The following is a 26,016-nucleotide window of genomic DNA, read 5'->3' as shown; positions in this document are numbered from 1 at the left end:
CATTCAGAATTTTAGCTCTGCTAAAATTCGAGAATGAAACCGCCCTGCCCATCCTCCCCTCTCCCCCATCTTCCCCATCCTCCCCCTCTCCCCCATCTCCCCTCTCTTCCCCTAGCCCCTAGCCCCTAGCCCCTAGCCCCTAACCGCCTTGGCGGTTGCTCAACTTTCGCCGTCCCAAAAGTTGAGCAGCAAGCACACCACCAACAAATCCAAAAAGATGCCCTTGCCAAGAAACCCCTGGTTGTGAAGGCAAAACTCCCCAGATTAAACCTCCGTAAAGAAAACCAACAAATAGAGATAAAGCTATCGACATAAAGCTACGTTCAAAAAATCCCCTTAATAGCAAGAAACCAAAATAACCAAAGATTAACCCGCTAGCTCCAATATGAACAGAATAAGGCGCACCTGTTAGCCAAACCCCAAGTCCACTTACCAGCATCGTCACCGCACTAACCAGAAAGAAATCACTGGTTTCTTGCAGCATAATCAACCATCCGAAAGTAATAAAAGGGAGGGTATTTGCTGCTAAGTGAGCAAAATTCGCGTGCAGGAAAGGCATAAATAAGATGCCGCGAAGCCCTACCATACTCCAAGGACGGACTCCGTAAGCATTTAGCCGCCCTCCTAGCAAAAACCAGTCAACAATTTCTATAATCCACATCAGGGCAACGAATCCACCTAGTATTGCAGCCTGGGTTTGCAATTCGCTGGCGATTCCTTTGACTTTTGGGTTGCTCATAAGTAAGTATTCTCACGGCGACGCTTTAATTATATCCCTATTATATTTTAGTTCACAAAGGAGTCAAATAACTATGGACGATGTAAAACTCGGAAAATATCTAAGTCTTCATGAGTTTTGTACTTGTACCAATACTTATCGCCACTATGCCGATAAAATTAATCCGTTCCCTCAAAATTCAGCCGCCACTATCCAGGCAATTAAAGATTTAAACAATTTTATTATCGATCCCGTCATTGATTGCTTTGGTAAAGATAGGTTTCAGCTAACTTATGGATTTTGTTCTGCCGATCTAAAAAAATATCTAGAAAAGAAAGATCCGATTACGGGCATTAAAAATGGTCGAGTCGCTCCTAAAATTGACCAGCATATCGCTTATGAACTCAATAAAAATGGTCAATATTATTGTCCGAGATTAGGAGCAGCTTGTGATTTTTTTATTAGGGATTTATCGAGCAATGAGCTTGTGGAGTGGATTATTTCGCAAAGGTTGCCTTTTGATTCCCTCTACTTTTATGGAGCAGATAGACCAATTCATATTAGTTATGGGCCTCAGCACAAAGGAGATATTTGGACATTTACAGCTATCGGTACGCCGACTAAAAAAGGAATTGAACATTGGGTAAAGGCAAGAGCGCAATTGTCCTCTGGCTTCGATCCGAATTTTTCCCAAGTTTAATTAAATTGATTATACAAAAACTGATATTATTGCGATCCACCAAATTGTAGAAACCGGGTTTCTTTGATAATCTTGGCATCCCCACCAAAATCTTGATTAAGAAACCCGGTTTCTTTGGTTGGGTGCGTAAGTCCTGATTAACAGTTAAGAATTAACTGTTTTACTTTTTTTGAGCCGTTCTCGGATCTTTTCCTTCAAAAATTTAACCCGCTCTGGGTCAGCATCCGAACGCCAAAAAACAGAATGATCTTTAATTTTTACCCCATATTCTTGGAGGAATTTCACCCAATTTCGACGAGTTTTAATTCCACTAATATCATCTAAAATGCCCAAATATTCCTCTTGGCGGCTAAGTTGAGCAAACTTATCATACAGCGGATAATTAGGAGTAACAAAAGTTTCCTTACGATGCAGGATCGGAGGATTGCGAGAGCTAAAATACTCTTCGTAGCTCACCGAAAGGTCGCGTAAATCAATGTGCATAGCAGTGTCTAAAGCTGGATGCGGATCTGTATCAAATTCGGGATAAAATAAATAGGAAATTTTCGGTGTATTAGTATGAAACTTAATAACTGTTGCACCATCTAATCGGCCAATTGTCCGGTTAGCACAACCTTCATATAGGCGTAGCAAAGGATCTAGTTCTTCTAATGCTGAAATGTGAACTGAGAGAGATTTAGAAACTTTGTAACCAATAGCACTATCTTGACAAATATCAGAAATTATGGTAGAACTTCCTAAACTATAAAGCATTAAATCTGCCAGCACGCAAGCTTTTTGATAATTATCAAATAAACCCTTAATATCATTCTTAATCTGAGTGGGAAATTTGCGAAATTGAGGGCGATCGCCTAAATTACTCAAAGCGATATAAACTAACAAATCTTGGCGGCGTTTATCAGCAATTACTTCCCATTCTTCACCATCAGTGGCTTGTAAAATAACTTGAAAAGCACGGTGAAAATTTTTAAACTCCTCTTTAATAATTGACTCTTCAGACAATTCACCTTTCACGGGAAGACGGCCGCGATCGCTCACAAAAGCCATTAAAGGTGCAAGCACTTCTTCGTAGTCTTCAAATCGCTTAACTTGAACGCAAATTCTCGGAGTGCTAACACGGGATCTAAAGCGAGAAGCACGAAAATTTTGAGCTTCAGATTCATCGCGAAAAACAAAGTAAATACCTAAAGCAACAGGAATTGAATCAACATTTAGAACTTGGTCAATATAAACTTTTAGTTCTTCCTGCTCGTAATATTTCTGAAAAGTATTCCGGGAAGTAATTACTCCATCACCGTAAGCAATTTGACATTTGTTTCTATCATCAATAAGTACCTGAGCAGCAACGATTAATATTTTTTTAGTTAGCGTCCAAGCATTGAGTAAAGCCTCTCGCCGTTCCCCTAAATCTTCAATCACATTAATCACATAACCAAGATTGACAATATCAGCAGAAATGTGGGAAGTATCCGGCTGATAATACGGGTCCCACCCAACAGCAGCAAAATTTTTCTCAGCAATTCGTTTAACATCACCGCCATATCCGCAACCATAATCAAAAAAAGTTGAGCCTTCTGTAAATAAGTTTGCTTCTAGGGACAAACGCACTGGTTTAGATAAAGAATGCCGGCTCATCGCAGCTTTATGACGCTCTATCTTGGGAAGAGGAAATTGGTAATTATCTTCATCTTCGCCTCGATCAAATTCAACAACTGAGTGATCTAGTTGTATTTCTACACCTTGCTTTTCTAATAAATCAAGCCACCCTTGGCGAGTACCAATAGTACTGGTATTTTTTAGAAGACCTAATGCTTCTTCTGATTTCGTAAGTTCGGCAAACTTCTGATAGTGAGGGTAGTCAGGAGTAACAAAAGTTTCCTTACGATGAAGGATAGGAGGATTATCAATTTTGGTATAATCTTTATAGTTAATTTCTCCAGTTTCTAAATCTACTTGAATGCTAGTGTGCAAGGTTGGATGAGGATCTAGATCGAAGTCAGGGTAAAAAAGATAGGAAATTTTAGGTTTATTAGTATGAAATTTAATCAGCGTAGTTTTATCGGTACAATCTATCTTACTGCTGGCGCAGCTTTCGTATAGTTTGAGTTGAGGATCGAGAGCTTTTAAAGCTGAAATGTGGACGTAAAGAGCGGTGGGCAATTTTTTACCAATTTGGCTATTTTGGCAAAGGTTAGAAATTTGTAGTAAATTGGGAATTAGGGATTGGGAATCCATAGAGGGAAGATGGGGAGATGGGGGAGATGGGGAGGATGGGGGAGATGGGGAGGATGGGGGAGATGGGGAGGATGGGGGAGATGGGGGAGATGGGGGAGATGGGTAATTAGCGATTAGCGATTACCAATTAGCGATTACCAATTACCAATTACCAATTACCAACTAACAACTAACAACTAACAACTAACAATTAACAGTTAACAGTTACCAATTCCGAGATTGAATAAAAGTCTTAACTCGTGCTAAATGGCTTGACAAAGTAGCCAATAATTCCTCTCCACCGTCAATAGTTTGTGATTCTGGTAGCGGCTGATTTTGGCAATCTCGTGCTCTATCCTCTAACTGAGCTGCTAACTTTGCCATTAAGCGTACACCGACATTTGAAGCAGTTCCCTTGATCCTATGAGCTTGGTGTTCAACAGCATTCCAATTTTTAGCAAGTAAGGCAACTTTTGCCGATTCAATATCTACTTGTACGCTGTCAATAAATGCCTGTAAAAGTCGCTTGGGTAAGGTAGTATTTACTTTGCCAATTTGCTGCAAGCGCTTCCGATCTAAAAGTAAATCTAACTCTGTATCTTCTAAAAAATCAAGTGGGCTAGTGGTTTCGTTTGGTATAGTTTGTAATAGGGTAATTTCAATGTCAGTTTTTGCCGAACTATTTAAGTTATCTGCTTCTAAATATGAGCTATTTTCATTGTTTACACTTTTAATTTCATAATTGTTATCCATATTCTCATACTTATTAGCGATCGATTCATATTTTTTTAGGATTGCTGCCAAGTCTTCTATATCGACGGGTTTGCTGAGATAATCGTCCATCCCTGCTGCCAAACACTTCTCACGTTCCCCTGGCATTGCATGGGCAGTGAGAGCAATTACAACAGTCTTATGAGCGGAGTTCTCTCGCTCCTTATTGGCTTCTTGCTCCCTCAATTTTTTCGTAGTTGCATAACCGTCAAGGATCGGCATTTGGCAATCCATTAGCACTACATCATAGGTTTGAAGTTCGAGCATTTTTAGCGCTTCTTGACCGTTAGCTGCACAGTCGGCTTGATAGCCCAAAACCATGAGTTGATTGAGAATAACTTGTTGGTTAATATAGTGATCTTCAGCTAAGAGAATTTTTACGGATAATTGACTATTAGAAAGGGGCAATTGATAATTAGGTTTAGTAGAATTATCTTGACTGGTGACATAAGAAAACTTTTCTTCCTCTTCTTTGGTTGTTGCTGGTAAAAGGCTGTCACAAAACTGGGAAGCTCTCAGCGGTTTAATCAAGTAGCTAGCAGCGCCTAGAGAGCAAAGTGCCTCTGCTTTGTGTCGATCGCGCAGCGAAGTCACCCCAATCAGCAGGGGTTTTACTAACAGCGATCGCACAAAAGCCGCAAACCCTTGGGTATCTAATTGGGGTAGTTGCAGATCCAGAAATACCGCCGTGTAGTGCTCTTGCTCCCTACGAGCTCCAGAATTAGCCTCCTCCAACACCGCTAAAACAGTCCTCGCATCTTCCGCTTCAGTGCAGTAGGCCCCCCGCGCCTCCGCGATCGCCCGCGCTACCGCCCTGGTTACAGCACTATGGGATACCACTAACAACCGTTTACCCGCAATCTGGGAACCTCGCGATCGCTCTACAGGCTGTGGTTGCATCTGCAAAGGTATTGTAAACCAGAAATTAGAACCCTTACCCACAGAAGTGCGAACCCCAATTTCGCCTCCCATCATCTCCACTAACTGTTTGCAAATCACCAAACCTAAACCAGTACCGCCGTATTGTCTTGTCGGCGAGCCATCGACCTGAGAAAATGACTGGAACAGCTTTTTTTGCCCTTCTGGGGAAATGCCAATTCCACTATCGCGCACAGAAAAGATCAGCTTTCGATCGACTGTTGAGCTCTTGAGAGATACTCTGACTAAAACTTGACCGCGATCTGTAAACTTGATAGCATTATTTACCAAATTCAACAAAATCTGCTTGAGCCTTCCAGGATCGCCTTGCAACTGTCGGGGAACAGAGCTTTCAATTAAAACATTCAGTTCTAACCCTTTTTCTTCAGCCGTTGCTACCACCATTTCCACCATCGATTCAATGCAAACATCCAAATCGAAATCTAAGGTTTCCAGGCGCATTTCCCCGGCTTCAATCTTAGAGAAATCGAGGATATCATTGATCACAGAAAGTAGATGTTCGGCACTGCGATAAATTGTCTGAGCGTATTCTCTCGGTTTCGCCTCTAAGGAAAGGCGTAATAACAGTTGTGCCATTCCCAAAACTCCATTCATAGGAGTACGGATCTCATGGCTCATGTTAGCCAAAAATTGGGATTTTACGCGACTAGCTTCGATCGCCGCTTCCCGCGCCTCTACCAACTCATTAATGCGATCGCTAACTAGGACAATACCCCCAACTTCACCATCTGGAGCATACCAGGGGTGAATTGCCCAACGTAGGAATACAGTCGAGCCATCCTCGCGTTTCCAAGCATCTTCGCTGACTGAAACTACCTCACCAGTGAGCGATCGCTCGTGCATCTTCCTCCAGCGATCGGGAATATCTGGCAATACTTCATAATAGCTACGGTTGAGGATAGATTGCCCTTCTAAATTATATTGAGTCAGCCACCTTTGAGAGTGAGCCTGATAGCGCATTTCTTTATCAAACATCGCCATCGGTACAGGCACGCAAGCGATTATTTGCCGCAGTTGTTGGCGTTCCCTTTCTAGAGCTGCTTCTGCCAACTTGCGATCGCTAATATCACTAATAATACCCGCCATCCGTAGTGCTTTTCCCTGCTGATTCCGTTGCGCCTTTCCCCTACCAGTACAGTAGCGGTAAACATCGGAAGAGTGCAACAAGCGAAATTCAACATTATATTCTGTGCCCGTTTCCAGATGAGCTTCCAGAGCTTTTCTTGTACTCTCGTAGTCCTCTGGATGAAGGCGATCGAAAAAAGCCTCGATCGCACTTCCAAATTCAGAGCGCGACAAACCCACTATTTCCAGCAGGCGATCGTTCCAGTAAACCTCATTTTTACTTAAATCCCAATCCCAAATCCCATCATTAGCACCTTCCAGAACTAATCTGTAACGTTCTTCACTTTCTTTTAGCTTTTGCGAAGCTTGCGTAGCTTTAGTTTCAGCACGGTAAATTCTGATCGCATTTTGCAAGCTTCGGGACAAATTTTCAGGAGACAACTTAGCTTTAGCAATATAATCGGAAGCACCCGCTTTCATTAGTTCTACAGCAATTTGTTCATCTCCTTGACCAGTTAACACAATTAACGGGATTTTAATTCCTGCTTCCCTAATAGTTTTTACCAACTTTAGACCATCCCCATCTGGCAAGCGATAGTCTAGAAAGGCACAATCAAATGGTTTAGCGCTTGCCATTTCTTCCGCAGAATTAGTTAGCTCATTATGAGCTGCTAACAGCAGCACTCTCGCCTCCGCACTGCCCCCAGCTTCGGCAATTTCCACTCGCACACCAGCAATTTTTAGGGCTCGGCGGACTGCCATCCGATCCACTTCATCGTCATCAACTATCAAAACTTTTAGAGATTCTTCCATAATTGTTAGTTGTTGGTTTTTAGTTGTTAGTTTTTTTAGCTTGTGGTTGTTAGTTATTAATTGTTGTTATTAATTCTTAGTTGTTAGCTGTTAATTTTTAGTAGCTAGCTGTCTGTTATCATTCTGATTGCTGGTCGCTCTTTTTTTATTGTTAATTATTCGTAGTTAGCTGTTTGTTCGTTATTCATCTCACTGTTAGTTATGGGTTCTTATTTTCTAACTGTTGGTCGTTAATCGCTAATTGCCAAGCACTACTAACTATTAATAAAAACAACTAACCACTAACCACCAACAACTAACAACTAACCACTAACAACCAACAAATAACCACTAACAGTTACGGCATTTCACTTAGCATCCAGTATTTATTTAGCGTCGCGATCGTTTCAACAAAATTAGAGAACGTCACCGGTTTAAGAATATAGCCCGCTACATTCAGGTTATAAGCTTCTACTTTATCCCTATCCTCATTAGAAGTTGTCAAAACAATTACAGGAATCGACTTCAGCTTATCGTCTAACCGCAATTCTCGCAAAAACTCTATCCCATTCATTTTAGGCATATTCAAGTCCAGCAATACTAATCGGCGCAAGGAAGGAACCGCCAGTCCCTCTCCCTCGCCACGCAGCATCGCCAGTGCCTCCAGCCCATTTGCTGCCATGTAGAGGGGATTAATAATATTATTCTTTTTAAAGGCTCGGCGGATATTCATGACATCAACTTCATCATCCTCTACCAGTAAAATGTGGATCGTTTTTTCTTCCATAATAAACCTCTTGAATGTGTGGAAACTCCTTAGCAATATTGAGAAGGAGCAAACTTAGGCGAGAGAATTAAAGTTACTGTCAAATTGAACGCTCGTATTAGTGGTAATTAAGCTCAAATCTAAGTTTCGATATAATCATGAATCAGGATAGTTTCAGTTCTGTAAGAGAAATCTACCGGACGTTAAAATAGGTAGAGTTAACAACTAAATTTTCCCGTTTTCCTCGTTAATTACACTGAAAAATTAGGATGATATTTGAAAGTCCCGGCTTAATTTAGCCAGAAACCAAATTCATTTATAGTGCTTGTATTGCATTATTAGCGTTTTTTGCTTATTATTTAATTTCAGTTCTAACTTAATCGGGTACACAATTAACACCTCAATCCTTTTCAACTAAGAAAACTATGCACAGCAACCGAGGATCTTGAAGCTAGACATCACTTGTCTAAAGTAGAAAGGTCTATGCAATTATAGACAAATTTTAGTATGCCGATCAACATCTCTGACAAATCCCGTCCCATTAGCCTAACGGCAGGCTAAGCCAAAAAAAGCGGGAGTGTTAAAATGCCCAACCTCAATCTAAAAACTCAAATCCCTATGTCCCCCGACAGCAAACTTTACGAAGGCAAAGCCAAAATCCTCTACGCTACAGATGACAGCGAGATTTTGCTGACCTATTTTAAAGACGACGCTACAGCCTTTAACGCCCAGAAGCGCGGCACTATTGCCGGCAAAGGCGAAATTAACTGTGCCGTATCCCGCCACCTATTTCAGCTACTGGAAGCCAAAGGTATTCCCACTCATTTTATCGACTGCCCCAGCCCTAACGAGATGCGAGTCCGTCGCGTCCAGATTTTCCCCTTGGAAGTTGTAGTCAGGAACATTGCCGCAGGTAGTCTGTGCCAACAAACCGGACTGGCAGTGGGTACAGTTCTCACTCCAGCCCTAGTGGAATTTTATTACAAAAATGATGCACTCGGAGATCCCCTATTAACCCGCGATCGCCTGTTGTTCATGCAACTAGCAACCCCCTATCAACTTGAAGAACTACAAGCCGCCGCCCGTCAAATCAATGAAATTCTCAAAGGGTTTTTCAACCAGTGCGGCATTACCCTGGTAGACTTCAAACTGGAATTTGGACTCGATCGCGATCGTAAACTCATCCTCGCAGATGAAATTAGTCCCGACACCTGTCGCCTCTGGGATCAGTCCGAAACCGACCCCGACAAACGGGTGATGGACAAAGACCGATTCCGCCGCGATTTAGGTTCAGTGGAGACAGCTTATCAACAAGTCCTCCAGCGGGTTTTAGCTCAAAACGTTTAGACTCCCTTGCCAATGCGGTACAATTGCAAAGTTTGTCTAAAAGCGTTAATAGTTAGTGGTTAGTAGTTAGTGGTTAGTGGTTAGTGGTTAGTGGTTAATAGTTAGTCAAATCGGCAACCAACAACCAACAACTAACAACCAACAACTAACGATTAACAAAAATGTGGTGTGTGGAATGTCCAAAAATTGGAATAAAAATGCGATTATCTGCTGTTTTAGTGGCAGTTTTTACTGCCTCAGCAACTTTCGGATTATCAAACTCCGCAAATTGCCAAACATCCTCCTCTGAGCCTTCAGAAACAGGTTTAACGCCTAGCTCTGTAAAGTCTTCAAATTTATCTGAATTGTCTACATCAACTCAAAAACCAGGAGAGCCAATATCCAAAAATGCTACCAAAAAGTCATTACAGGCTCATAGATACCCGACTTTTTTGGAAAACTTTGGAGTAACTGGTAAAGCCGAAAGCACCGAGATATTTTTGTTGCCAAAGAACCCAAGTAAGCAGGAAAATACAATCGGTTGGATTGAAGAAACAAAAACCGCAATATCAAGAGATTTAGGAAAAATCTCTGAATCCAACCAGCCTCATAACATCGCCCAGATAGTTGAATTAAAATCTTGCAGCCCATTGGAAAACCAGCAGCCAGATCGAGATTCGACAACAAATAAAGTTATGGGGCGGACATCTTGTCCTCCCGACCAAAAGCTGGCTAAGAATGGGGAAACATATCAATTTAAACAAGCCGAAACCATCTCAGAGCGAGCCTTGGGGAATCCCACTTCATCCAAGCGAAACCCTGCATTAGACGGCACACCTGTAGGCTACGTCCCTCATTCTCCCAGGGACATTGCTCAAGCTCCACTGCCGCCTGATAACTCCGCTCCAGAGTCCCCTACCCCGCCAGTAGACATTCCAGCACCAAGCCCAGAAGCCCCTCCAGCGCCACCAGTACCAAGAACAACACCAACTCCCCCAGCGGGGCAGTCTGACTCCCAAGTGTTAGTTGCTGAAGTTGTTGTCAGCGGCGTAGAAGGTCAACTTGAAGATGAAGTCTACCGAGTCATCAGCACCCAACCAGGGCGCACTACAACTAGAACTCAACTGCAACAAGACATTAACGCGATTTTCGCTACTGGCTTTTTTAGAAATGTCCGGGCTGTACCGGAAGATACCCCTTTGGGGGTGCGAGTAACTTTTGTCGTCCAAGCAAACCCCATATTACGGGGAGTGCAAATCACTGGCCAGGAAGTTTTACCCCAAACCGTAATTGACGAAGCCTTTGGCGACCAATACGGCAAAATTCTCAACCTCCGGCAGTTTGAGGAGGGAGTGAAAAAAATCAATAAGTGGTATCAAGACAATGGCTATGTTTTGGGCCAGGTGATTGACGCGCCGCAGGTGTCTGATGACGGTAATGTGACACTGCAAGTCGCAGAAGGCGTGGTGGAAGGGGTAGAAGTTCGCTTTTTGAATAAGGAAGGTGAGGCAACTGATGCTAAGGGCCAACCAATCAAAGGCAACACTCGCGAATTTATTATTACCCGCGAGGTAGAACTGAAGCCAGGGGACGTTTTTAATAGAAATAAAGCTGAAAGAGATCTCCGGCGAGTATTTGGCTTGGGGATTTTTGAAGACGTGCGCCTTGCCTTGGAACCGGGAGCGACAGACCCCCGTAAGGCGCGGGTGATCGTCAATGTGATTGAAAAGAATACCGGTTCCCTGGCGGCTGGTGCGGGGCTGAGTTCCGCTACTGGGCTGTTCGGTACCATCAGTTATCAGGAACAAAATCTGGGGGGAAATAACCAGCGGTTAGGGGCGGAGTTGCAGATAGGGGAAAGAGCGACGCTGTTTGATGTCAGCTTTACTGACCCCTGGATCGCTGGCGATCCCTACCGTACTTCTTATACTGTGAATGCGTTCCGCCGTCGATCGATTAGCGTGATTTTTGATGGCGGGGACAATGAGGTGCGGTTGGAAAATGGCGATCGCCCTCGTATTCTTCGTACTGGCGGCGGATTGAGTTTTACCCGCCCCTTAGAGCGCAATCCTTTTGCTGATTCTGAATGGGTGGCTTCTGTTGGGTTTCAGTATCAGCGAGTATCAATTCGCGATCGCAATGGCAATGTTAGAGCCCGCGATGAGGATGATAACAAACTGAGTTTCAGTAATTCGGGTTCTGACGATTTGTTTACACTACAAGCAGGAATTGTACGCGATCGCCGCGACGATGCCCTGCGCCCCACTAGCGGTTCGCTGCTGCGGTTTGGGATGGAACAGTCTGTACCAGTCGGATCGGGAGCTATCCTATTCAACCGTATCCGAGGCAGCTACAGTTACTATCTCCCAGTACGTTACACTCGCTTTGCCACTGGCCCCCAAACCCTGGCTTTTAACATTCAAGCTGGTACTATTTTGGGCGATTTACCTCCTTACGAAGCTTTTGCCCTGGGCGGCGCTAACTCCGTCCGAGGCTACGATGAAGGAGACGTTGGTGCCGGTCGCAGTTTCATCCAAGCTACCGCTGAGTACCGCTTCCCGATTATTTCTTTCGTCGGCGCAGCCCTATTTATCGATGCGGCTACAGATTTGGGTACTGGTGGCAGCGTTCCTGGCGATCCCGCAGGTGTCAGAGGCAAACCAGGAAGTGGTATTGGCGCTGGTGTAGGGGTGCGGATTCAATCTCCTCTGGGCCCGATCAGAATAGATTATGGATTTAGTGTAGATGGTGGTAGCAGATTGCACTTTGGAATTGGCGAAAGATTCTAAATTTGTTAACTGTTAACTGTTAACTGTTAACTGTTAGTTGTTGATTCTCACTAAATTAGCAATTACCAAGACAGGACTTACTCACCCAACCAAAGAAACCGGGTTTTTTGACAAAAATACTTCGCCCTTATCCACAGATAATATCAAAAACCCGGTTTCTGGGACTCCATCGGTAAGTCCTATTTGTGTAAATCCTGTAGCGATTAGCCATTAGCAATTAGCAATTGGCAATTAGCCATTAGCAATTAGCCATTAGCCATTAGCCATTAGCAATTACCAATTACCAATTACCAGTTATGTCTGTTGACAAACAGTACACTTTAGCAGACGAATTTCAAATTTCGGGGATTGGTCTGCACAGCGGCGTGCAGGTGAGCGTCCGAGTTTTACCTGCGATCGCAGATACAGGGCGCTATTTTGTCCGCATTGACACCCCCGGTTTTCTCGTCATTCCAGCTTGCATCGAAGCAGTAAGCCAAACCACTCTCTCGACTGAACTAAGCAATGGAAATGTCGCTGTCCGCACTGTGGAGCATTTGTTAGCAGCTTTAGCTGCTATGGGAGTTGACAACGCCCGCATTGAAATTGACGGCCCCGAACTTCCCTTACTCGACGGTTCAGCCAAAAACTGGGTAGAGGCGATCGCTACTGTCGGATTAGTCTTTGTTAGCAAGCAAGCGAGAGGATATGAAGATACGCAAGATGGAGAAGATCTAGCCCCCCCGCTCCCTAGCTCCTCCGCCCCCCCGCTCAAGAGTCCCATCTGGGTTCGCCAAGGGGATGCTTTTGCCGCAGCCTTACCAGCACCGGAAACTCGTTTTAGCTATGGAATTGATTTTGATAGCCCTGCCATTGGCAATCAATGGTACAGTTGGTCGCCAGAGGTAGAGAGTTTTGCAGACGCGATCGCCCCCGCTCGCACCTTTGCCCTCGCCCATCAAATAGATCAACTTCGGCAAGCAGGTTTAATTAAAGGTGGTAGCCTTGATAATGCCCTTGTCTGCGATGGCACTGGATGGCTCAATCCACCCTTAAGATTTCCAAATGAACCAGTCCGTCATAAAATTTTAGACTTAGTAGGGGATCTGAGTTTGCTAGGAACTTTGCCTCAAGCTCACTACCTGGCCTACAAAGCCAGCCATAACCTTCACATCCAACTCGCTAAAGCGATCGGCTCTCAGCCATGAGCAGCGATCTCGGCGACTTTAAGAACGAAGGCGATCCCGCTTTTCCCATCCGGCAAACACTTCACTACTCTCCCAAGCAATGTCCACGCTGACTGACGCAAACACAACGAATGCTTCTACTGCCGAACCCGTCCACACCCAAAATGGTCAGGTTGCCCCTGTTAACACGATTCTCACTGCCGAAGAAATTCACAAACTATTGCCCCACCGCTATCCCTTTGCGCTGGTAGACAGGATAGTAGAGTACATACCAGGGGAACGGGCAGTGGGGATCAAGAATGTAACTTTTAACGAGCCACATTTTCAAGGACATTTCCCCGGTCGTCCGATCATGCCTGGGGTCTTGATTGTAGAAGCGATGGCTCAAGTTGGCGGCGTGGTACTCTCTCAGCTACCCAACGTGGAGCAAGGATTATTTATGTTTGCCGGCATTGATAAAGTCCGGTTTCGCCGTCCCGTTGTACCAGGCGATCGCTTGGTCATGACTGTACAACTACTGTGCGTTAAGCGTCGTCGCTTTGGTAAAGTCGAGGCCCGTGCTGAAGTTGACGGTCAACGAGTCTGTGAAGGAGAACTGATGTTCTCCATCGTTGATTAAAATTTGTTAGTTGTTGGTTGTTAGTTGTTGGTTGTTACCAATTTGGCAACAGATTTTGTAACGGATTTAACGGATGTAGCGACAGTAAGTTGGGTGGATGAACGAAACCCAACACAATAGTTGTAAACGAACAACAAACAACTAAAACTCAACAATCAACAACGAACAACTAACAACTAACAACCAACAACTAATAATTAACAACTGACAAATGCCTACCCTGATTCACCCAACGGCTGTGATTCATCCCGCCGCTCAACTGCACCCCACTGTGCAGGTGGGAGCATATTCCGTAATTGGGGAAAGAGTTAAAATCGGCCAAGATACAACAATTGGAGCTCATGCGGTATTGGAAGGGCCGCTGGAAATAGGAGCTCGCAATCAAATCTTCCCAGGAACGGCGATCGGTTTAGAACCTCAAGACTTGAAATATGACGGTGCTCCAAGTTGGGTAAAAATTGGCGACGACAACCGAATTAGGGAGTATGTAACAATTAACCGAGCTACTCAAGCAGGTGAGTATACAGCGATCGGCAATGGCAATTTATTGATGGCTTACGTCCACGTAGCTCACAACTGCGCGATCGAAGATAATGTAGTGATTTCTAATTCTGTAAGTCTGGCAGGCCACGTTCACATTGAATCGCGGGCCGTGATTGGGGGAATGGTGGGGATTCACCAGTTCGCTCGGATTGGCAAAATGGCAATGGTCGGAGGGATGAGCCGGATCTCTCAAGATGTGCCGCCGTTTATGTTAGTAGAGGGGAATCCTGCAAGAGTGCGATCGCTTAACTCGGTAGGTATCAAACGTGCAGGTTTGACAGAGGAAGATTACCAAATTTTGAAAAAGGTATTTCGCATCCTTTACCGTTCTGGAAATAGCCTCAATGAAGCTTTGGAGCAGTTCAGTTTATTGCCAGAAAATGAACATTTGCAACACTTGCAACACTTCTTCCAAGCTTCTACAACAGTTGGCAGACGCGGCCCGACTCCCGGTACGAAAAAAAAGCATGAAGAGCAATAATATGGGTAATGGGTAATGGGTAATTGCTAATTGCTAATTGGTAATTGCTAATTGCTAATTGGTAATTGCTAATTGGTAATTGCTAATTGCTAATTGGGGAAAGGGTTTCCTCATCTCCTCTGCTCCCCCGCTCCCCCGCTCCCCCGCTCCCCTGCTCCCCTGCTCCCCTGCTCCCCCGCTCCCCTGCTCCTCTGCTCCCCCTCTTCCTTCTTCCTTCTTCCTTCTTCCTTCATTACCAAATTAATGGCGCGGATATTTATCAGCACTGGCGAAGTTTCTGGGGATTTACAAGGCTCTTTATTAACAATGAGCCTCAAGCGCCTAGCTGCGGCAACTAACTTAGAGTTAGAAATTGTCGGATTGGGCGGCTCACGGATGGCCCATGCTGGGGCTAATATTTTAGGTGATACTGCGGGTATTGGCTCAGTAGGCATTTTAGAATCATTGCCCTACATTTTGCCAACTCTCCAACTTCAGCGCCAAGCTAAGCAATACCTACAAACTCAACCACCGGATTTAGTCGTGTTGATCGACTATATGGGGCCAAATCTCAGCATTGGTAATTATATCCGCCGCCGTTGGCCAAAAGTGCCGATTATCTGGTACATTGCGCCTCAATTTTGGGTTTGGTCTCCTCCTTGGCAGAATACAGCTCGAATTGTATCGATCGCCGATCGCTTTTTGGCGATTTTCCCGGAGGAAGCAGATTATCTTCAAAAGCAAGGGGCAAATGTTACCTGGGTTGGGCATCCTTTAGCGGATCGGATGGAAACTGCGCCCAGTCGGGAGAATGCTCGTGCTGCGTTGGGGATTGAGGGGAAACAAGTGGCGATCGCGTTGATCCCCGCTTCCCGCCAACAAGAAATTAAGTATCTGATGCCGGCAATATTTAAGGCTGCTCAAATTATCCAGAATAAACTACCTCAAGTTCATTTCTGGATTCCCCTTTCTAGGGAAGCTCTTCGCCAACCCATCGAACGAGCTATTGAGAATTACGGTTTACAGGCTACCCTATTGGAAGGTCAGACTCTGGACATCTTGGCGGCTGCGGACTTGGCGATCGCCAAATCGGGTACTGTTAATTTGGAAATAGCTTTACTTAATGTTCCGCAAGTTGCTATCTACAGCGTTAACCCAGTAACTTATTGGCTTGCCCGTAATATCCTCAAGTTTTCTATCCCATTTATGTCTCCGCCTAACTTAATACTTCGGAAGCTAATCGTGCCAGAGTTACTGCAAGAGCAAGCGAGTGCGGAGAATATAGTATCAATCGCAATGGAACTGCTGCTCAATTCTGAGAGACGGGGACAAATGCTAGCAGATTATGGGGAAATGAGGGAAAGTTTGGGAGGAGTAGGAGCTTGCGATCGCGCCGCTGATGTAATTCTTAAACTACTAACAGAAGCCTGTCGCTGAACGAAGCCCAAATTAAGACTATCGCCATCCTACATCAGCGATCGCCACCTAAACCCCTCTTCAGTTAATTTTTGAATCAAGCTGATGGTTGAAAACAATACAAAATATCGACCTATTGGTATTGATTTTTTTGCCGGAGCTGGCGGCATGACTCTCGGTTTCGAGCAAGCAGGTTTTGATGTATTGGCATCAGTTGAAATAGATCCAATTCATTGCGCTACTCATAATTTTAATTTTCCCTTTTGGTCTGTATTTTGTCAAAGTATTATTGACATAACTGGAGCAGAAATCAGACAAAAATCAGCCATTGGCGATCGAGAAATTGACGTAGTTTTTGGCGGGCCGCCCTGTCAAGGTTTTTCATTGATTGGTAAACGTTCCCTCGAAGATCCTAGAAATTCTCTAGTTTTTGAATTTATCCGGTTAGTTATAGAATTAAATCCCAAGTATTTTGTAATAGAAAATGTGGGAGGGATGGCAATCGGGCATCATAAAAATTTTATTGCCGAAATCATTAATGAATTTAGGGAAAATGGTTATCAAATAGAAGAAAATTATCAGATCCTTAATGCTGCCCAGTACGGAGTACCGCAAAAACGGGAAAGATTATTTTTATTAGGATGCCGACAGGATTTAACCTTACCAACTTATCCCCAAGCATTTACTCATCCTGCAAGTAGAAAAACATCTCATTCTGAATTACCAGATAGTCCGAATGTATGGGATGCTCTGCGAGATTTACCCCAAGTCGAAAATTATATAGAATTGTTAGAAAAAGATTGGGTAGAAATTTCTGAGGACGATTACGGTAAAGCTAGTGATTATGGCAAAATACTTCGCGGCATTTCTTCAGTAGATAACGATTATTCATACAAAAGAATTTATAATAAAAGGGTATTAACATCAAGTTTAAGAACAAAACATAATGCGGAATCGAAAGAAAGATTTGCCGCGACTAAACCGGGTAAAGTAGAACCAATCAGCCGTTTTCACAAACTAGATTTTGACGGAGTTTGTAATACATTAAGAGCTGGAACTGCCAGTAATAGAGGTGCTTTTACTTCTCCTCGACCGATTCATCCATATACTCCCAGATGTATTACTGTGAGAGAAGCTGCACGGCTGCATTCTTATCCTGACTGGTTTAGATTTCATGTGACAAAATGGCATGGATTTAGACAAGTGGGAAACTCGGTTCCGCCACTTTTAGCGAAGGCCGTCGCGTCAAAGATTATTGAAGCTTTGAATGTAATTCCGGTTAAACCTACAGAGATTAAAGAGTTGGGAGATGAAAAATTACTGAGAATGGATATGTCTGAAGCTGCTTATTATTATGGTGTAGATCCGGGGGTGATAGAACCTAGAGTTAGGAAAATAGATGAGGTGGAAATATGAAAGATTTGGTCTTTTACCCAGAACAGAAACCGGGTTTCTTAATTTAATCTTGGCTAAGCCGCAAAAATTGTCACAGAAACCCGGTTTCTTACTTAGATTTTGAGGTTAGCTGATGGCAAAACTTTACTATCGCGGTATGGCAGACCAAAATGGTAAACCCAAAATAGGTCGCAGTGCTAGATTACTAGGAATTAGACCTGGTATTGACATAGATATTGAGCAAATGCCCACAGGTTATCTGAATGAACAAGGCTATTTATTACTAGAGTCAGAACGTGAGTTTTGAGTAGAGCTTATTGCGGTTGCAGTAAGGAATACAAAGGGAATGTCCGTTTCTCTTGCAATTGAAAGTTTACCAGCATTTCGCAGACCTGCAAAATTTGGTGGAACTGGAAAAGACCCTATATGGCAAATTGATGACAAAAACATTATGGGAGATTTGCAGGCTGTCCAAGATACCCCGACCCACGTTAGCATCTTGCCAAGAGTTACAATGTCTCTAGAAAGGTACGAGATAGCATTGGCAAACACCCAAAATGATTGGGAAAGAGTTGATTAACCTCATATATCATAGGAATCTATAACAATGGCATGGATATTCAGTTTATCAGCAGAGTGTGGCTCCGATCGAAGCAATGTCAATAAATTTTCTCAACACTTTGAGGGAATAGAATGGATACTCTCAAATGGTCGCAAATGCTTATGTCGCACAGACACTTTTCAAGATATGGAGCAAAACTGGTGGTGTCGGGTTTATCCAAATAATATTAGTGCAGTGGGAATAGACAGCCCAGAAAGTGCTTATGTAATGACAGAATTAGGTATTTTATTCTATCAAACTCTCCGGTTTGCTCCTTGGTTCCGCTATGCTTTGGTGGGTGTTGAAGTTGATGAATTTAGAACCTATAGTGAACTTATGGAGGATTTGTCTAACTTATCTCTTCCCGGATTAGTTTTAGCAAAAGAACTTACTCATGGGCTAGAAATATTACCAGGTTTTCGCCCCTTTAGTTCTAGTTATTTTTGGCAACCCTACGAGGGGGAAATCTATAATCCATTAATGGTATCCCCCGATTTAAAAAATAAGCTAAATGAACTTCTGACCGTGAGTTAAATTTAATTCCTTCTCCCATCGCCCATCATCCATACCGCAAAAACCCAACAGAGCCCCAAGCACCCACCGGCGGCCAGGGAACCACCTCGGATCTAAAGTTACCCTAAAGTTCAGCCACCTTTTAGAAAAGCATTCCTAATATAGAAGTTAGAGAGAACCCGCTCTTAAGAGCAGAGCTCAAGCCTGCTCGCCCAAACTGAGAGCTACTAGACAGGGAGGATATCAAATTATGGTGAACGCACAGATAGGGGAACCCCACCTGAGTGCGAGCGAACAGGTAGAATCCTTAGACCGCGAATGCACGACTCTATCGCGTCACGTCTTAGAGCAACTCCACAGCTTCTCAGCAGACGCTCAGGATCTCAGCGCTCTGATGAATAGAATTGCCCTCGCGGGTAAGTTGATTGCCCGCAGGCTCAGCAGAGCTGGATTGATGGAAGATGCCTTGGGGTTTACTGGAGGGGTGAACGTCCAAGGAGAATCCGTCAAAAAGATGGATATCTATGCTAATGAGGTGTTTATCTCGGTATTCAAGCAAAGCGGCTTAGTCTGTCGCTTGGCCTCTGAGGAGATGGAAAAACCTTATTACATTCCAGAGAATTGTCCCCTGGGACGTTACAGCCTACTTTACGACCCTCTAGATGGCTCCTCAAACCTCGACATTAATTTGAATGTCGGTTCTATTTTCTCCATCCGTCAGCAAGAGGGAAGCGATGAGGACGGATTGGCTCTCGATTTGCTGCAAGAGGGGCGAAAACAGATTGCTGCGGGCTATGTCCTCTACGGGCCCAGTACGATGCTAGTTTACTCTATCGGTAAGGGAGTTCACTCATTTACCCTTGACCCTAGTTTGGGGGAGTTTATTCTATCGAGTGAAAATATCCAGGTTCCCGAACACGGCCCGATTTACAGTGTCAATGAAGGCAACTTTTGGCAGTGGGAGGAATCCATCCGGGATTACATTCGCTACGTACACCGCCATGAAGGTTATACAGCTCGCTACGGCGGGGCTTTGGTAGGAGATTTTCACCGAATTTTGCTGCAAGGTGGCGTGTTTTTGTATCCCGGAACTGTTAAGAAGCCGGAGGGTAAATTGCGCTTGCTCTACGAATCGGCTCCCTTGGCTTTTTTGATCGAGCAAGCTGGCGGGCGGGCCAGTACGGGAACTGAGGACATTATGGATGTGGTGCCGACCAAACTGCACGAGCGCACCCCCTTAATTATCGGTAGCAAAGAAGATGTCGATCTGGTGAAGTCGTTTATTAAAGAGCACTTGCGCTCTGAAAACCATTGACTAAGTAATGGTTAACAGTTAACAATTCACAATTCACAGTTAACAGTTAACAGTTAACAATTCATAATTCACAAATTAGGAGCGAAAGTAATGAACCACCTGTTAGAGATTGAAGAACTCGGTCAAAGCATCTGGATGGACAACTTGACTCGTAATTTGATTGAGTCGGGTGAACTCAAAGAGATGATTGAGAGCCGAGGGGTACGCGGGATTACTTCTAATCCAGCGATTTTTGAGAAGGCGATCGCGGGTAATGCGATTTACGATGCTGATATCGAAGCAGGTATTCGCGCTAAGAAATCGGTACTGGAAATTTACGAGTCTCTGGTATTTGAGGATATCCGTCACGCCTGCGACATCTTCGGCCCAGTTTATCAACAGTCCAAGGGTTTAGATGGTTACATCAGCATTGAAGTACCGCCAACGATCGCCAATGATACAGAAAGTACAATCAGCGAAGCTCTACGTTATTATCAGGCGATCGGTAAAGAGAACGTGATGATTAAGATCCCAGGAACGGCAGAAGGTTTGCCGGCGGTAGAACGAGTAATCGGTGAAGGCATCAATGTCAACGTGACGCTGCTGTTTTCGGTGGAAAGCTATGTTAATAGCGCTTGGGCTTACATTCGGGGTTTGGAAGCATTCGCCGCCAAAGGTGGAGATGTCAGCAAGGTTTCCTCCGTTGCGAGTTTCTTCCTGAGTCGAATTGATAGCAACATCGATGCTCAGATTGACGAGAAACTCAAGGGTGTAACCGATATCTCGATGAAAGCCAAACTGGAGGCAGTAAAGGGGAAAGTCGCGATCGCCAATGCCAAAATTGCTTACCAGAAATATAAAGAGATTATCGCTAGCGATCGCTGGCAAGCCTTAGCAGCCAAAGGCGCAAAAGTGCAAAGGTTATTGTGGGCCTCCACCGGGACTAAAAATCCAGCTTACAGCGATGTCATGTATGTAGATGAATTAGTCGGGCCAGAAACCGTCAATACTCTACCACCGAGCACAATTGAAGCCTGTTTTGACCACTGCGACGTTGCACCCCGGATTGAAACAAACGTTCAGGAAGCTTACAACTTGATTGCCAACCTCAAAGATCCCGATATCGACATCAACCTTGACCAAGTAATGACAGACTTACTCCTAGACGGCATTGACAAATTCGTGCAACCCTTCCAATCGCTGATGAACTCCTTGGAAGATAAGGTTCAGCGGCTGGCCGCCGTCTAGTTGCAGGATCTGTAGCAACGTGGGTAAGGGGAAATTTGAGCGCCATTGGCGCTCAAAACCCTATAAAAACCCCCTCCCCAATTTAGGGGCGAGAAAATGTCTAAGTTTCACGATCGCGCTAGATTACCAAGGCTCGAAGCTATGGAAGCATTTACTAACTTTGAAGGAGCAAAAAAGTAGATGGTAACGCTATTAGAAAATCCCCTACGGGTAGGCCTACGCCAAGAACGGATGCCCGATCCCCAAATTCTGGTAATCTTCGGAGCTTCTGGAGACTTGACGCAGCGCAAACTGGTACCGGCGATCTATCAAATGAAACGCGATCGCCGAATGCCCCCAGAAATTACAGTCGTAGGTGTCGCTCGCCGTCCTTGGAGTCACGACTACTTCCGCGAACAAATGCGACAAGGTATTGAAGAATTTGGCGAGGGGATCGGCCCTGAAGACTTCTGGAAAGACTTCGCTCAAGGCTTGTACTACTTCCCCGGCGACATTGATAACCCCGAAAGTTATGAAAAATTAAAAGTTTTCCTAGCTGAAATCGACGAAAAGAGAAGGACGCGGGGCAATCGCGTCTTCTACCTCTCCGTTTCTCCCAACTTCTTCCCAGAAGCAATTAGACAACTGGGATCGGCGGGAATGTTAAGCGACCCCAGTAAGCAGCGTCTAGTGATCGAAAAACCCTTTGGTCGCGATTTAAGTTCTGCCAAAGCTCTCAACCGAGTAGTGCAGAATGTTTGCACCGAACAGCAAGTTTATCGGATCGACCACTACTTAGGTAAAGAAACAGTTCAGAACTTAATGGTTTTCCGGTTTGCTAATGCTATTTTCGAGCCCCTGTGGAACCGCCATTATGTTGACCACGTACAAATTACAGTAGCCGAAACTGTAGGCGTAGAAGACAGAGCCGGTTACTACGAATCGGCGGGCGCTTTGCGAGATATGTTGCAAAACCACTTAATGCAAATTTTCTGTCTCACAGCGATGGAACCACCAAATTCCCTAGACGCTGATAGTATCCGCACCGAAAAGCTAAAGGTGCTTCAAGCCAGCCGCTTAGCTGATGTGAATAACCTAGAGTTTTCAGCAGTTCGCGGTCAATATTCTGCTGGCTGGATGAAGGGCAAACCTGTCCCCGGTTATCGGGAGGAACCAGGGGTAGATCCCAATTCGGGAACGCCTACCTACGTGGCGATGAAGTTTATGGTGGATAACTGGAGATGGCAAGGCGTTCCTTTCTATCTACGAACTGGGAAGCGATTGCCGAAGAAAATCAGCGAAATTGCCATCCAGTTTCGGGAAGTACCCCTGCTGATTTTTCAGTCGGCGGCGCAGCAAGCTAGTCCCAACGTCCTAACAATGCGGGTTTACCCCAATGAGGGAATTTCGCTACGCTTTGAGGGTAAAAGGCCCGGGCCAGATTTGCGGACGCGCACAGTGGATATGGATTTTAGCTACGGTTCTTCCTTTGGAGTCACTTCTTCCGACGCTTACGACAGATTGTTGGTGGATTGTATGCTGGGAGACCAAACTTTGTTCACCCGTGCTGATGAAGTAGAGGAAGCGTGGCGTTTGGTCACGCCGGCACTTACGGCTTGGGAGACTCCCACTGACCCATCTCTCGTTCCCCAATACGAGGCGGGTACTTGGGAGCCGGCGGAAGCAGAACAGCTAATTAATAGAGATGGCCGCAGGTGGCGCAGAGTCTAACGAAGGAAGAAGGAAGAAGGAAGAAGGAAGAAGGAAGAAGGAAGAAGGAAGAAGTTAGTTGTTAACAGTTAACAACTAACAACCAACGACTAACAACTAACAACTAACCACTAACCACTAACAAGGAAGAAAACCTATGACAATGACACCGATTAAGGCTCCTCCAATTGTTTCACTGCAAGCGCCTAAAGATGTTTCTATCGATCAGATAGAGGCAGAACTCAGCCAGATTTGGGAAAGCTACAGAGAAACTGGAGATAATGGGGATTTTCCGGTTGCTACTAGGGCAACAACCTTTACTTTTGTGGTTTATGAACCCGAAGAAACTCAGCAGTTATTAGCTGCTTTGGGATTTTACTTAGGCCCGATTGACGGCATTAGTGGCCCCTTAACTGCGGCGGGAGTGAGGGCGGCGCAAAAGGCTTATGGAATGCCGAGAACTGGTAAAACTAATGCAGAATTGCTGGAGAGACTGCGGGAAGATTTTACTAAGAAAAGCTTGAATGGCGGTCTTGAAGATGGGTCTGTGGCTGCTAGTAGTAGCTTAAATGCTAGCGGGACAGGTATAGCAGATGCGATCGCATCTGCTAATCCCTGTCGGATTATTGCCTTGTGTCCGACTGCGGGGGAAGATCGGGGCGTAACTGCTCAAGTTTCGGCTTACTGTCCCGTTCACAAGCGCAGTAGCAGTACGTTAATCTGCTGCGAATATATTACGCTCCGGGGAGCTGAGGCGGCTTTAGAACGGGTAAGCGGCATTGTTTCGGCTCTGATGATTGAGGATTTGCCGAAGTTTCTCTGGTGGAAGGCGACACCCGATGCGGATCTTGCTTTGTTCCAGCGGCTAGCTGCTGCTAGCAGTTCGGTGATTGTAGATTCTAGTTGCTTTGCTCAACCGGAAACAGAATTACTGGAAATGCAAAACCTCAAAGACCAGGGGATTCCCATTGCTGACCTCAATTGGCGTAGGCTGGCTCCGTGGCAGGAGTTGACTGCTGAGGCTTATGACCCACCGGAACGCCGTGCGGCAATTGGGGAAATTGACCGGGTGACGATTGATTATGAAAAGGGAAATTCTAGTCAAGCGCTAATGTTTTTGGGCTGGTTGGCTTCTCGCTTGCAGTGGCATCCGCTTTCTTCTCAACAGGAGGATGGCGACTACCAAATTAAGCGGGTTCAATTCGCAGGCCCCCAAGGTCGGCAGATAGAGGCGGAATTGGCTGCTATTCCTACTGCTGATACGGGTGACGTTCAGGGTGATTTAATTGCTCTGCGTTTGAATTCTACGAATGAGAAGGCTGACTGCGGTACGGTGCTTTGCTCGGAAACGGGGGGCTGTATGCGGATGGAGTCTCACGGTGGAGCTCAAACTGGCCGGATTAATCAGGTCACGCCATTATTTGACCAGCAGACGGAGCAGTTACTTTCTCAGCATTTACAGCGCTGGGGCCGGGATATGCTTTATGAGGAAAGTTTGGCGGTTACGGCTCAGATTCTCAAGTTGGTTAACGGTTAACGGTTAACTGTTAACTGTGAATTTCGATTAGGATGTTCAGGACTTACGCACCCAATCCAAAGAAACCGGGTTTTTTGACGAAAATACTTCGCCCTCACCCAAAGATTCTCTCAAAAACCCGGTTTCTGGAACCCTGAGCGTAAGTCCTAATGTTGTTAATTTAAGCCCGAATAAAAAAAGTCCAGCAAACTCTTGTGTTTGCTGGATTGAGTAGGCAGGAAACTTGGGGGATAAGAGTCTAGAACAGTTGTCAAGTAAGATTCTTATCTAGTAAGAAAATCAATTGCAGCTAGTGATGAAAAAGCAATTGTGCAGTGATTTTATTGCGGATATCCTCACCTGTTACTGCAACTACTTCGTTCTGACTATCTCTACTAGATAAAACATTTCTAGCAACTATTGATTACTTTAATCAAAGCTCTAGGCTCTATCAACAATTTCTTTGGCTTTATCTTTAAGGTCTTCTTTCAGGTGTATTACTGCTGCTTCATCCTGCTTGGCTTGACCTTCTAATTTATCTCTTTGGCTTCCCGTAACATCGCTAACGGCTTCCTGTATTTTGCCTTCGATATTTTTGGCAATTGCCTCAGCTCTATTTTCAATACTCATGACGGGTACCTTATACTTTCTATAACCTATCGTAAGAGTTAACAAACTTTGTTATCCTCCCCCTTTAGATAGATATGCTCCGATTGGCGACTATTCCGAAAGGGCAAGAGGTAGTTCGACAAGTTTGTTTTTAGATGACAAACCTGATTTGATGGTGATTTGAGATTTGGGTATGCCAAATTTTTTCGCCAGTAATTTGATTAATTCTTCATTGGCTTTGCCATCAATGGGAGGAGATTTCAGAGATATCTTGAAACTCCCGTCAGGTTCTTGCTGAATGTTTTGTTGTTTAGAGTTAGGTTTAACTTTGATTGTTAAGATTGCCATGTTATGCTGCACGGGTAATTGAATGGTCAAACATGGCTTGAGCTGCGGCTAAGTCGTAGGGAAATGGGGGTTTCATGGGGCGATAATCGCGCTCGTCTGCTTTTCCGTGACGTAAAACTGCGTTTACAAGTAAACAGGGTTCGCTGGTAAAGCTTAAGGCTCCGTGAGGAACTCCGGGGGGAATTGTGACAAGTGCGGGGATGCGATCGCTCAAAGGAATGTAGCGATATTTCCGGTTCTGTAATACGACTAACACAAAGTTACCGCGCACGACAAGGAGTTGGTCAGTTTGGAAGTGGTGAACGAATAAATCGTCGCGTGCATGGGGGGGAATTTGGACTAACATCGTTTCGTGGCTGGATTGGGGTGTGTAAAACTCAGCCATTCCCGATTTGATTGATTCTAAAACTCGGATTTCAACCTGCTTGATCAGACTCATGCGAAGTTCTCCTGAGATTAGATGAGTGGTTCTATGCCTATATTATAATTTAAAGATTTTTAAATTATTGTTAGCTCTAT

The 26,016-nt window shown here is 44.7% G+C and carries 23 protein-coding genes; 16 read left to right on the top strand and 7 right to left on the bottom strand.

Features of this window, described 5'->3' with window-relative positions:
• Positions 1-139: 139 nt before the first annotated feature.
• A complete protein-coding gene (locus tag OSCIL6407_RS0106320) occupies positions 140-739 on the bottom strand; it encodes a rhomboid family intramembrane serine protease (protein WP_019487029.1) in 600 nt (199 codons plus the stop codon).
• Between the two features lie 73 nt (positions 740-812).
• On the opposite strand from OSCIL6407_RS0106320, the gene OSCIL6407_RS0106315 reads away from it, so the two are divergent.
• Positions 813-1,418 carry a hypothetical protein gene (locus OSCIL6407_RS0106315; RefSeq protein WP_007353294.1) on the top strand — a complete coding sequence of 202 codons (606 nt, stop codon included), beginning with the start codon at positions 813-815 and terminating at the stop codon, positions 1,416-1,418.
• Positions 1,419-1,562: 144 nt separating this feature from the next.
• On the opposite strand, the gene OSCIL6407_RS0106310 is transcribed toward OSCIL6407_RS0106315, so the two are convergent.
• On the bottom strand, positions 1,563-3,653 hold the full coding sequence (locus tag OSCIL6407_RS0106310; RefSeq protein ID WP_007353293.1) for a DNA phosphorothioation-associated putative methyltransferase: 2,091 nt from the start codon (positions 3,651-3,653) through the stop codon (positions 1,563-1,565).
• Between OSCIL6407_RS0106310 and OSCIL6407_RS35880 the strand changes: the two genes are divergently transcribed.
• On the top strand, positions 3,571-3,759 hold the full coding sequence (locus tag OSCIL6407_RS35880) for a hypothetical protein (RefSeq protein WP_019487027.1): 189 nt from the start codon (positions 3,571-3,573) through the stop codon (positions 3,757-3,759). The two genes, OSCIL6407_RS0106310 and OSCIL6407_RS35880, sit on opposite strands and share 83 nt — an antisense overlap.
• A 98-nt stretch (positions 3,760-3,857) precedes the next feature.
• Here OSCIL6407_RS35880 and OSCIL6407_RS0106300 read toward each other — a convergent pair whose 3' ends face one another.
• Both OSCIL6407_RS0106300 and OSCIL6407_RS0106295 read right to left on the bottom strand, forming a co-directional pair.
• The gene (locus OSCIL6407_RS0106300) at positions 3,858-7,220 is read right to left on the bottom strand and encodes a response regulator (protein ID WP_007356414.1); all 3,363 of its coding nucleotides are present in this window, start codon (positions 7,218-7,220) and stop codon (positions 3,858-3,860) included.
• Positions 7,221-7,557: 337 nt separating this feature from the next.
• The gene (locus OSCIL6407_RS0106295; protein WP_007356413.1) at positions 7,558-7,986 is read right to left on the bottom strand and encodes a response regulator; all 429 of its coding nucleotides are present in this window, start codon (positions 7,984-7,986) and stop codon (positions 7,558-7,560) included.
• Positions 7,987-8,583: 597 nt separating this feature from the next.
• Between OSCIL6407_RS0106295 and purC the strand changes: the two genes are divergently transcribed.
• From purC to opcA, 14 genes are all read left to right on the top strand, one after another.
• Positions 8,584-9,312 (top strand): phosphoribosylaminoimidazolesuccinocarboxamide synthase, encoded by a 729-nt coding sequence (gene purC / locus OSCIL6407_RS0106290; RefSeq protein ID WP_026103663.1) that lies wholly within the window; start codon positions 8,584-8,586, stop codon positions 9,310-9,312.
• Positions 9,313-9,509: 197 nt separating this feature from the next.
• Positions 9,510-12,080 (top strand): BamA/TamA family outer membrane protein, encoded by a 2,571-nt coding sequence (locus OSCIL6407_RS0106285; RefSeq protein WP_019487026.1) that lies wholly within the window; start codon positions 9,510-9,512, stop codon positions 12,078-12,080.
• Between the two features lie 296 nt (positions 12,081-12,376).
• Positions 12,377-13,267: a UDP-3-O-acyl-N-acetylglucosamine deacetylase gene (locus OSCIL6407_RS0106280; protein ID WP_007356342.1), complete on the top strand. Its 891-nt coding sequence runs from the start codon at positions 12,377-12,379 to the stop codon at positions 13,265-13,267.
• 79 nt (positions 13,268-13,346) lie between these two features.
• Entirely contained in the window at positions 13,347-13,865 is a 519-nt protein-coding gene (gene fabZ / locus OSCIL6407_RS0106275; RefSeq protein ID WP_007356343.1) for a 3-hydroxyacyl-ACP dehydratase FabZ, read from the top strand.
• A gap of 211 nt (positions 13,866-14,076) precedes the next feature.
• On the top strand, positions 14,077-14,889 hold the full coding sequence (gene lpxA, locus OSCIL6407_RS0106270) for an acyl-ACP--UDP-N-acetylglucosamine O-acyltransferase (RefSeq protein ID WP_007356344.1): 813 nt from the start codon (positions 14,077-14,079) through the stop codon (positions 14,887-14,889).
• Between the two features lie 243 nt (positions 14,890-15,132).
• Positions 15,133-16,305: a lipid-A-disaccharide synthase gene (gene lpxB, locus OSCIL6407_RS0106260; protein ID WP_007355186.1), complete on the top strand. Its 1,173-nt coding sequence runs from the start codon at positions 15,133-15,135 to the stop codon at positions 16,303-16,305.
• An 84-nt stretch (positions 16,306-16,389) separates the two neighbouring features.
• Entirely contained in the window at positions 16,390-17,700 is a 1,311-nt protein-coding gene (locus OSCIL6407_RS0106255; protein WP_007355187.1) for a DNA cytosine methyltransferase, read from the top strand.
• Positions 17,701-17,812: 112 nt separating this feature from the next.
• Positions 17,813-17,986 (top strand): hypothetical protein, encoded by a 174-nt coding sequence (locus tag OSCIL6407_RS36155; RefSeq protein ID WP_007355188.1) that lies wholly within the window; start codon positions 17,813-17,815, stop codon positions 17,984-17,986.
• A 9-nt stretch (positions 17,987-17,995) separates the two neighbouring features.
• Complete coding sequence (locus OSCIL6407_RS0106245; protein ID WP_456077489.1) at positions 17,996-18,259, top strand: Tse2 family ADP-ribosyltransferase toxin; 264 nt, start codon at positions 17,996-17,998, stop codon at positions 18,257-18,259.
• A gap of 27 nt (positions 18,260-18,286) precedes the next feature.
• Entirely contained in the window at positions 18,287-18,814 is a 528-nt protein-coding gene (locus OSCIL6407_RS0106240) for a hypothetical protein (protein WP_007355190.1), read from the top strand.
• 229 nt (positions 18,815-19,043) lie between these two features.
• Positions 19,044-20,108 (top strand): class 1 fructose-bisphosphatase, encoded by a 1,065-nt coding sequence (gene fbp, locus OSCIL6407_RS0106235; protein WP_007355191.1) that lies wholly within the window; start codon positions 19,044-19,046, stop codon positions 20,106-20,108.
• A 90-nt stretch (positions 20,109-20,198) separates the two neighbouring features.
• A complete protein-coding gene (gene tal, locus OSCIL6407_RS0106230; RefSeq protein ID WP_007355192.1) occupies positions 20,199-21,335 on the top strand; it encodes a transaldolase in 1,137 nt (378 codons plus the stop codon).
• A gap of 180 nt (positions 21,336-21,515) precedes the next feature.
• The gene (gene zwf, locus OSCIL6407_RS0106225) at positions 21,516-23,045 is read left to right on the top strand and encodes a glucose-6-phosphate dehydrogenase (protein WP_007355193.1); all 1,530 of its coding nucleotides are present in this window, start codon (positions 21,516-21,518) and stop codon (positions 23,043-23,045) included.
• Between the two features lie 136 nt (positions 23,046-23,181).
• Positions 23,182-24,561, top strand: coding sequence for a glucose-6-phosphate dehydrogenase assembly protein OpcA (gene opcA, locus OSCIL6407_RS0106220; RefSeq protein WP_007355185.1), 1,380 nt, complete (start codon positions 23,182-23,184; stop codon positions 24,559-24,561).
• Positions 24,562-24,981: 420 nt separating this feature from the next.
• Here opcA and OSCIL6407_RS0106215 read toward each other — a convergent pair whose 3' ends face one another.
• The 3 genes from OSCIL6407_RS0106215 to OSCIL6407_RS0106205 form a co-directional block, all read right to left on the bottom strand.
• On the bottom strand, positions 24,982-25,170 hold the full coding sequence (locus OSCIL6407_RS0106215; protein WP_007355184.1) for a CsbD family protein: 189 nt from the start codon (positions 25,168-25,170) through the stop codon (positions 24,982-24,984).
• A gap of 90 nt (positions 25,171-25,260) precedes the next feature.
• Complete coding sequence (locus OSCIL6407_RS0106210) at positions 25,261-25,497, bottom strand: DUF167 domain-containing protein (RefSeq protein WP_007355183.1); 237 nt, start codon at positions 25,495-25,497, stop codon at positions 25,261-25,263.
• Position 25,498: 1 nt separating this feature from the next.
• Positions 25,499-25,936, bottom strand: a complete 438-nt coding sequence (locus tag OSCIL6407_RS0106205; protein WP_007355182.1) for a cupin domain-containing protein — start codon at positions 25,934-25,936, stop codon at positions 25,499-25,501.
• Between the last annotated feature and the right edge of the window lie 80 nt (positions 25,937-26,016).

Source organism: Kamptonema formosum PCC 6407, assembly GCF_000332155.1.
Lineage (GTDB): Bacteria > Cyanobacteriota > Cyanobacteriia > Cyanobacteriales > Microcoleaceae > Kamptonema > Kamptonema formosum.
This window is presented reverse-complemented; position numbering and strand designations above follow the sequence as displayed.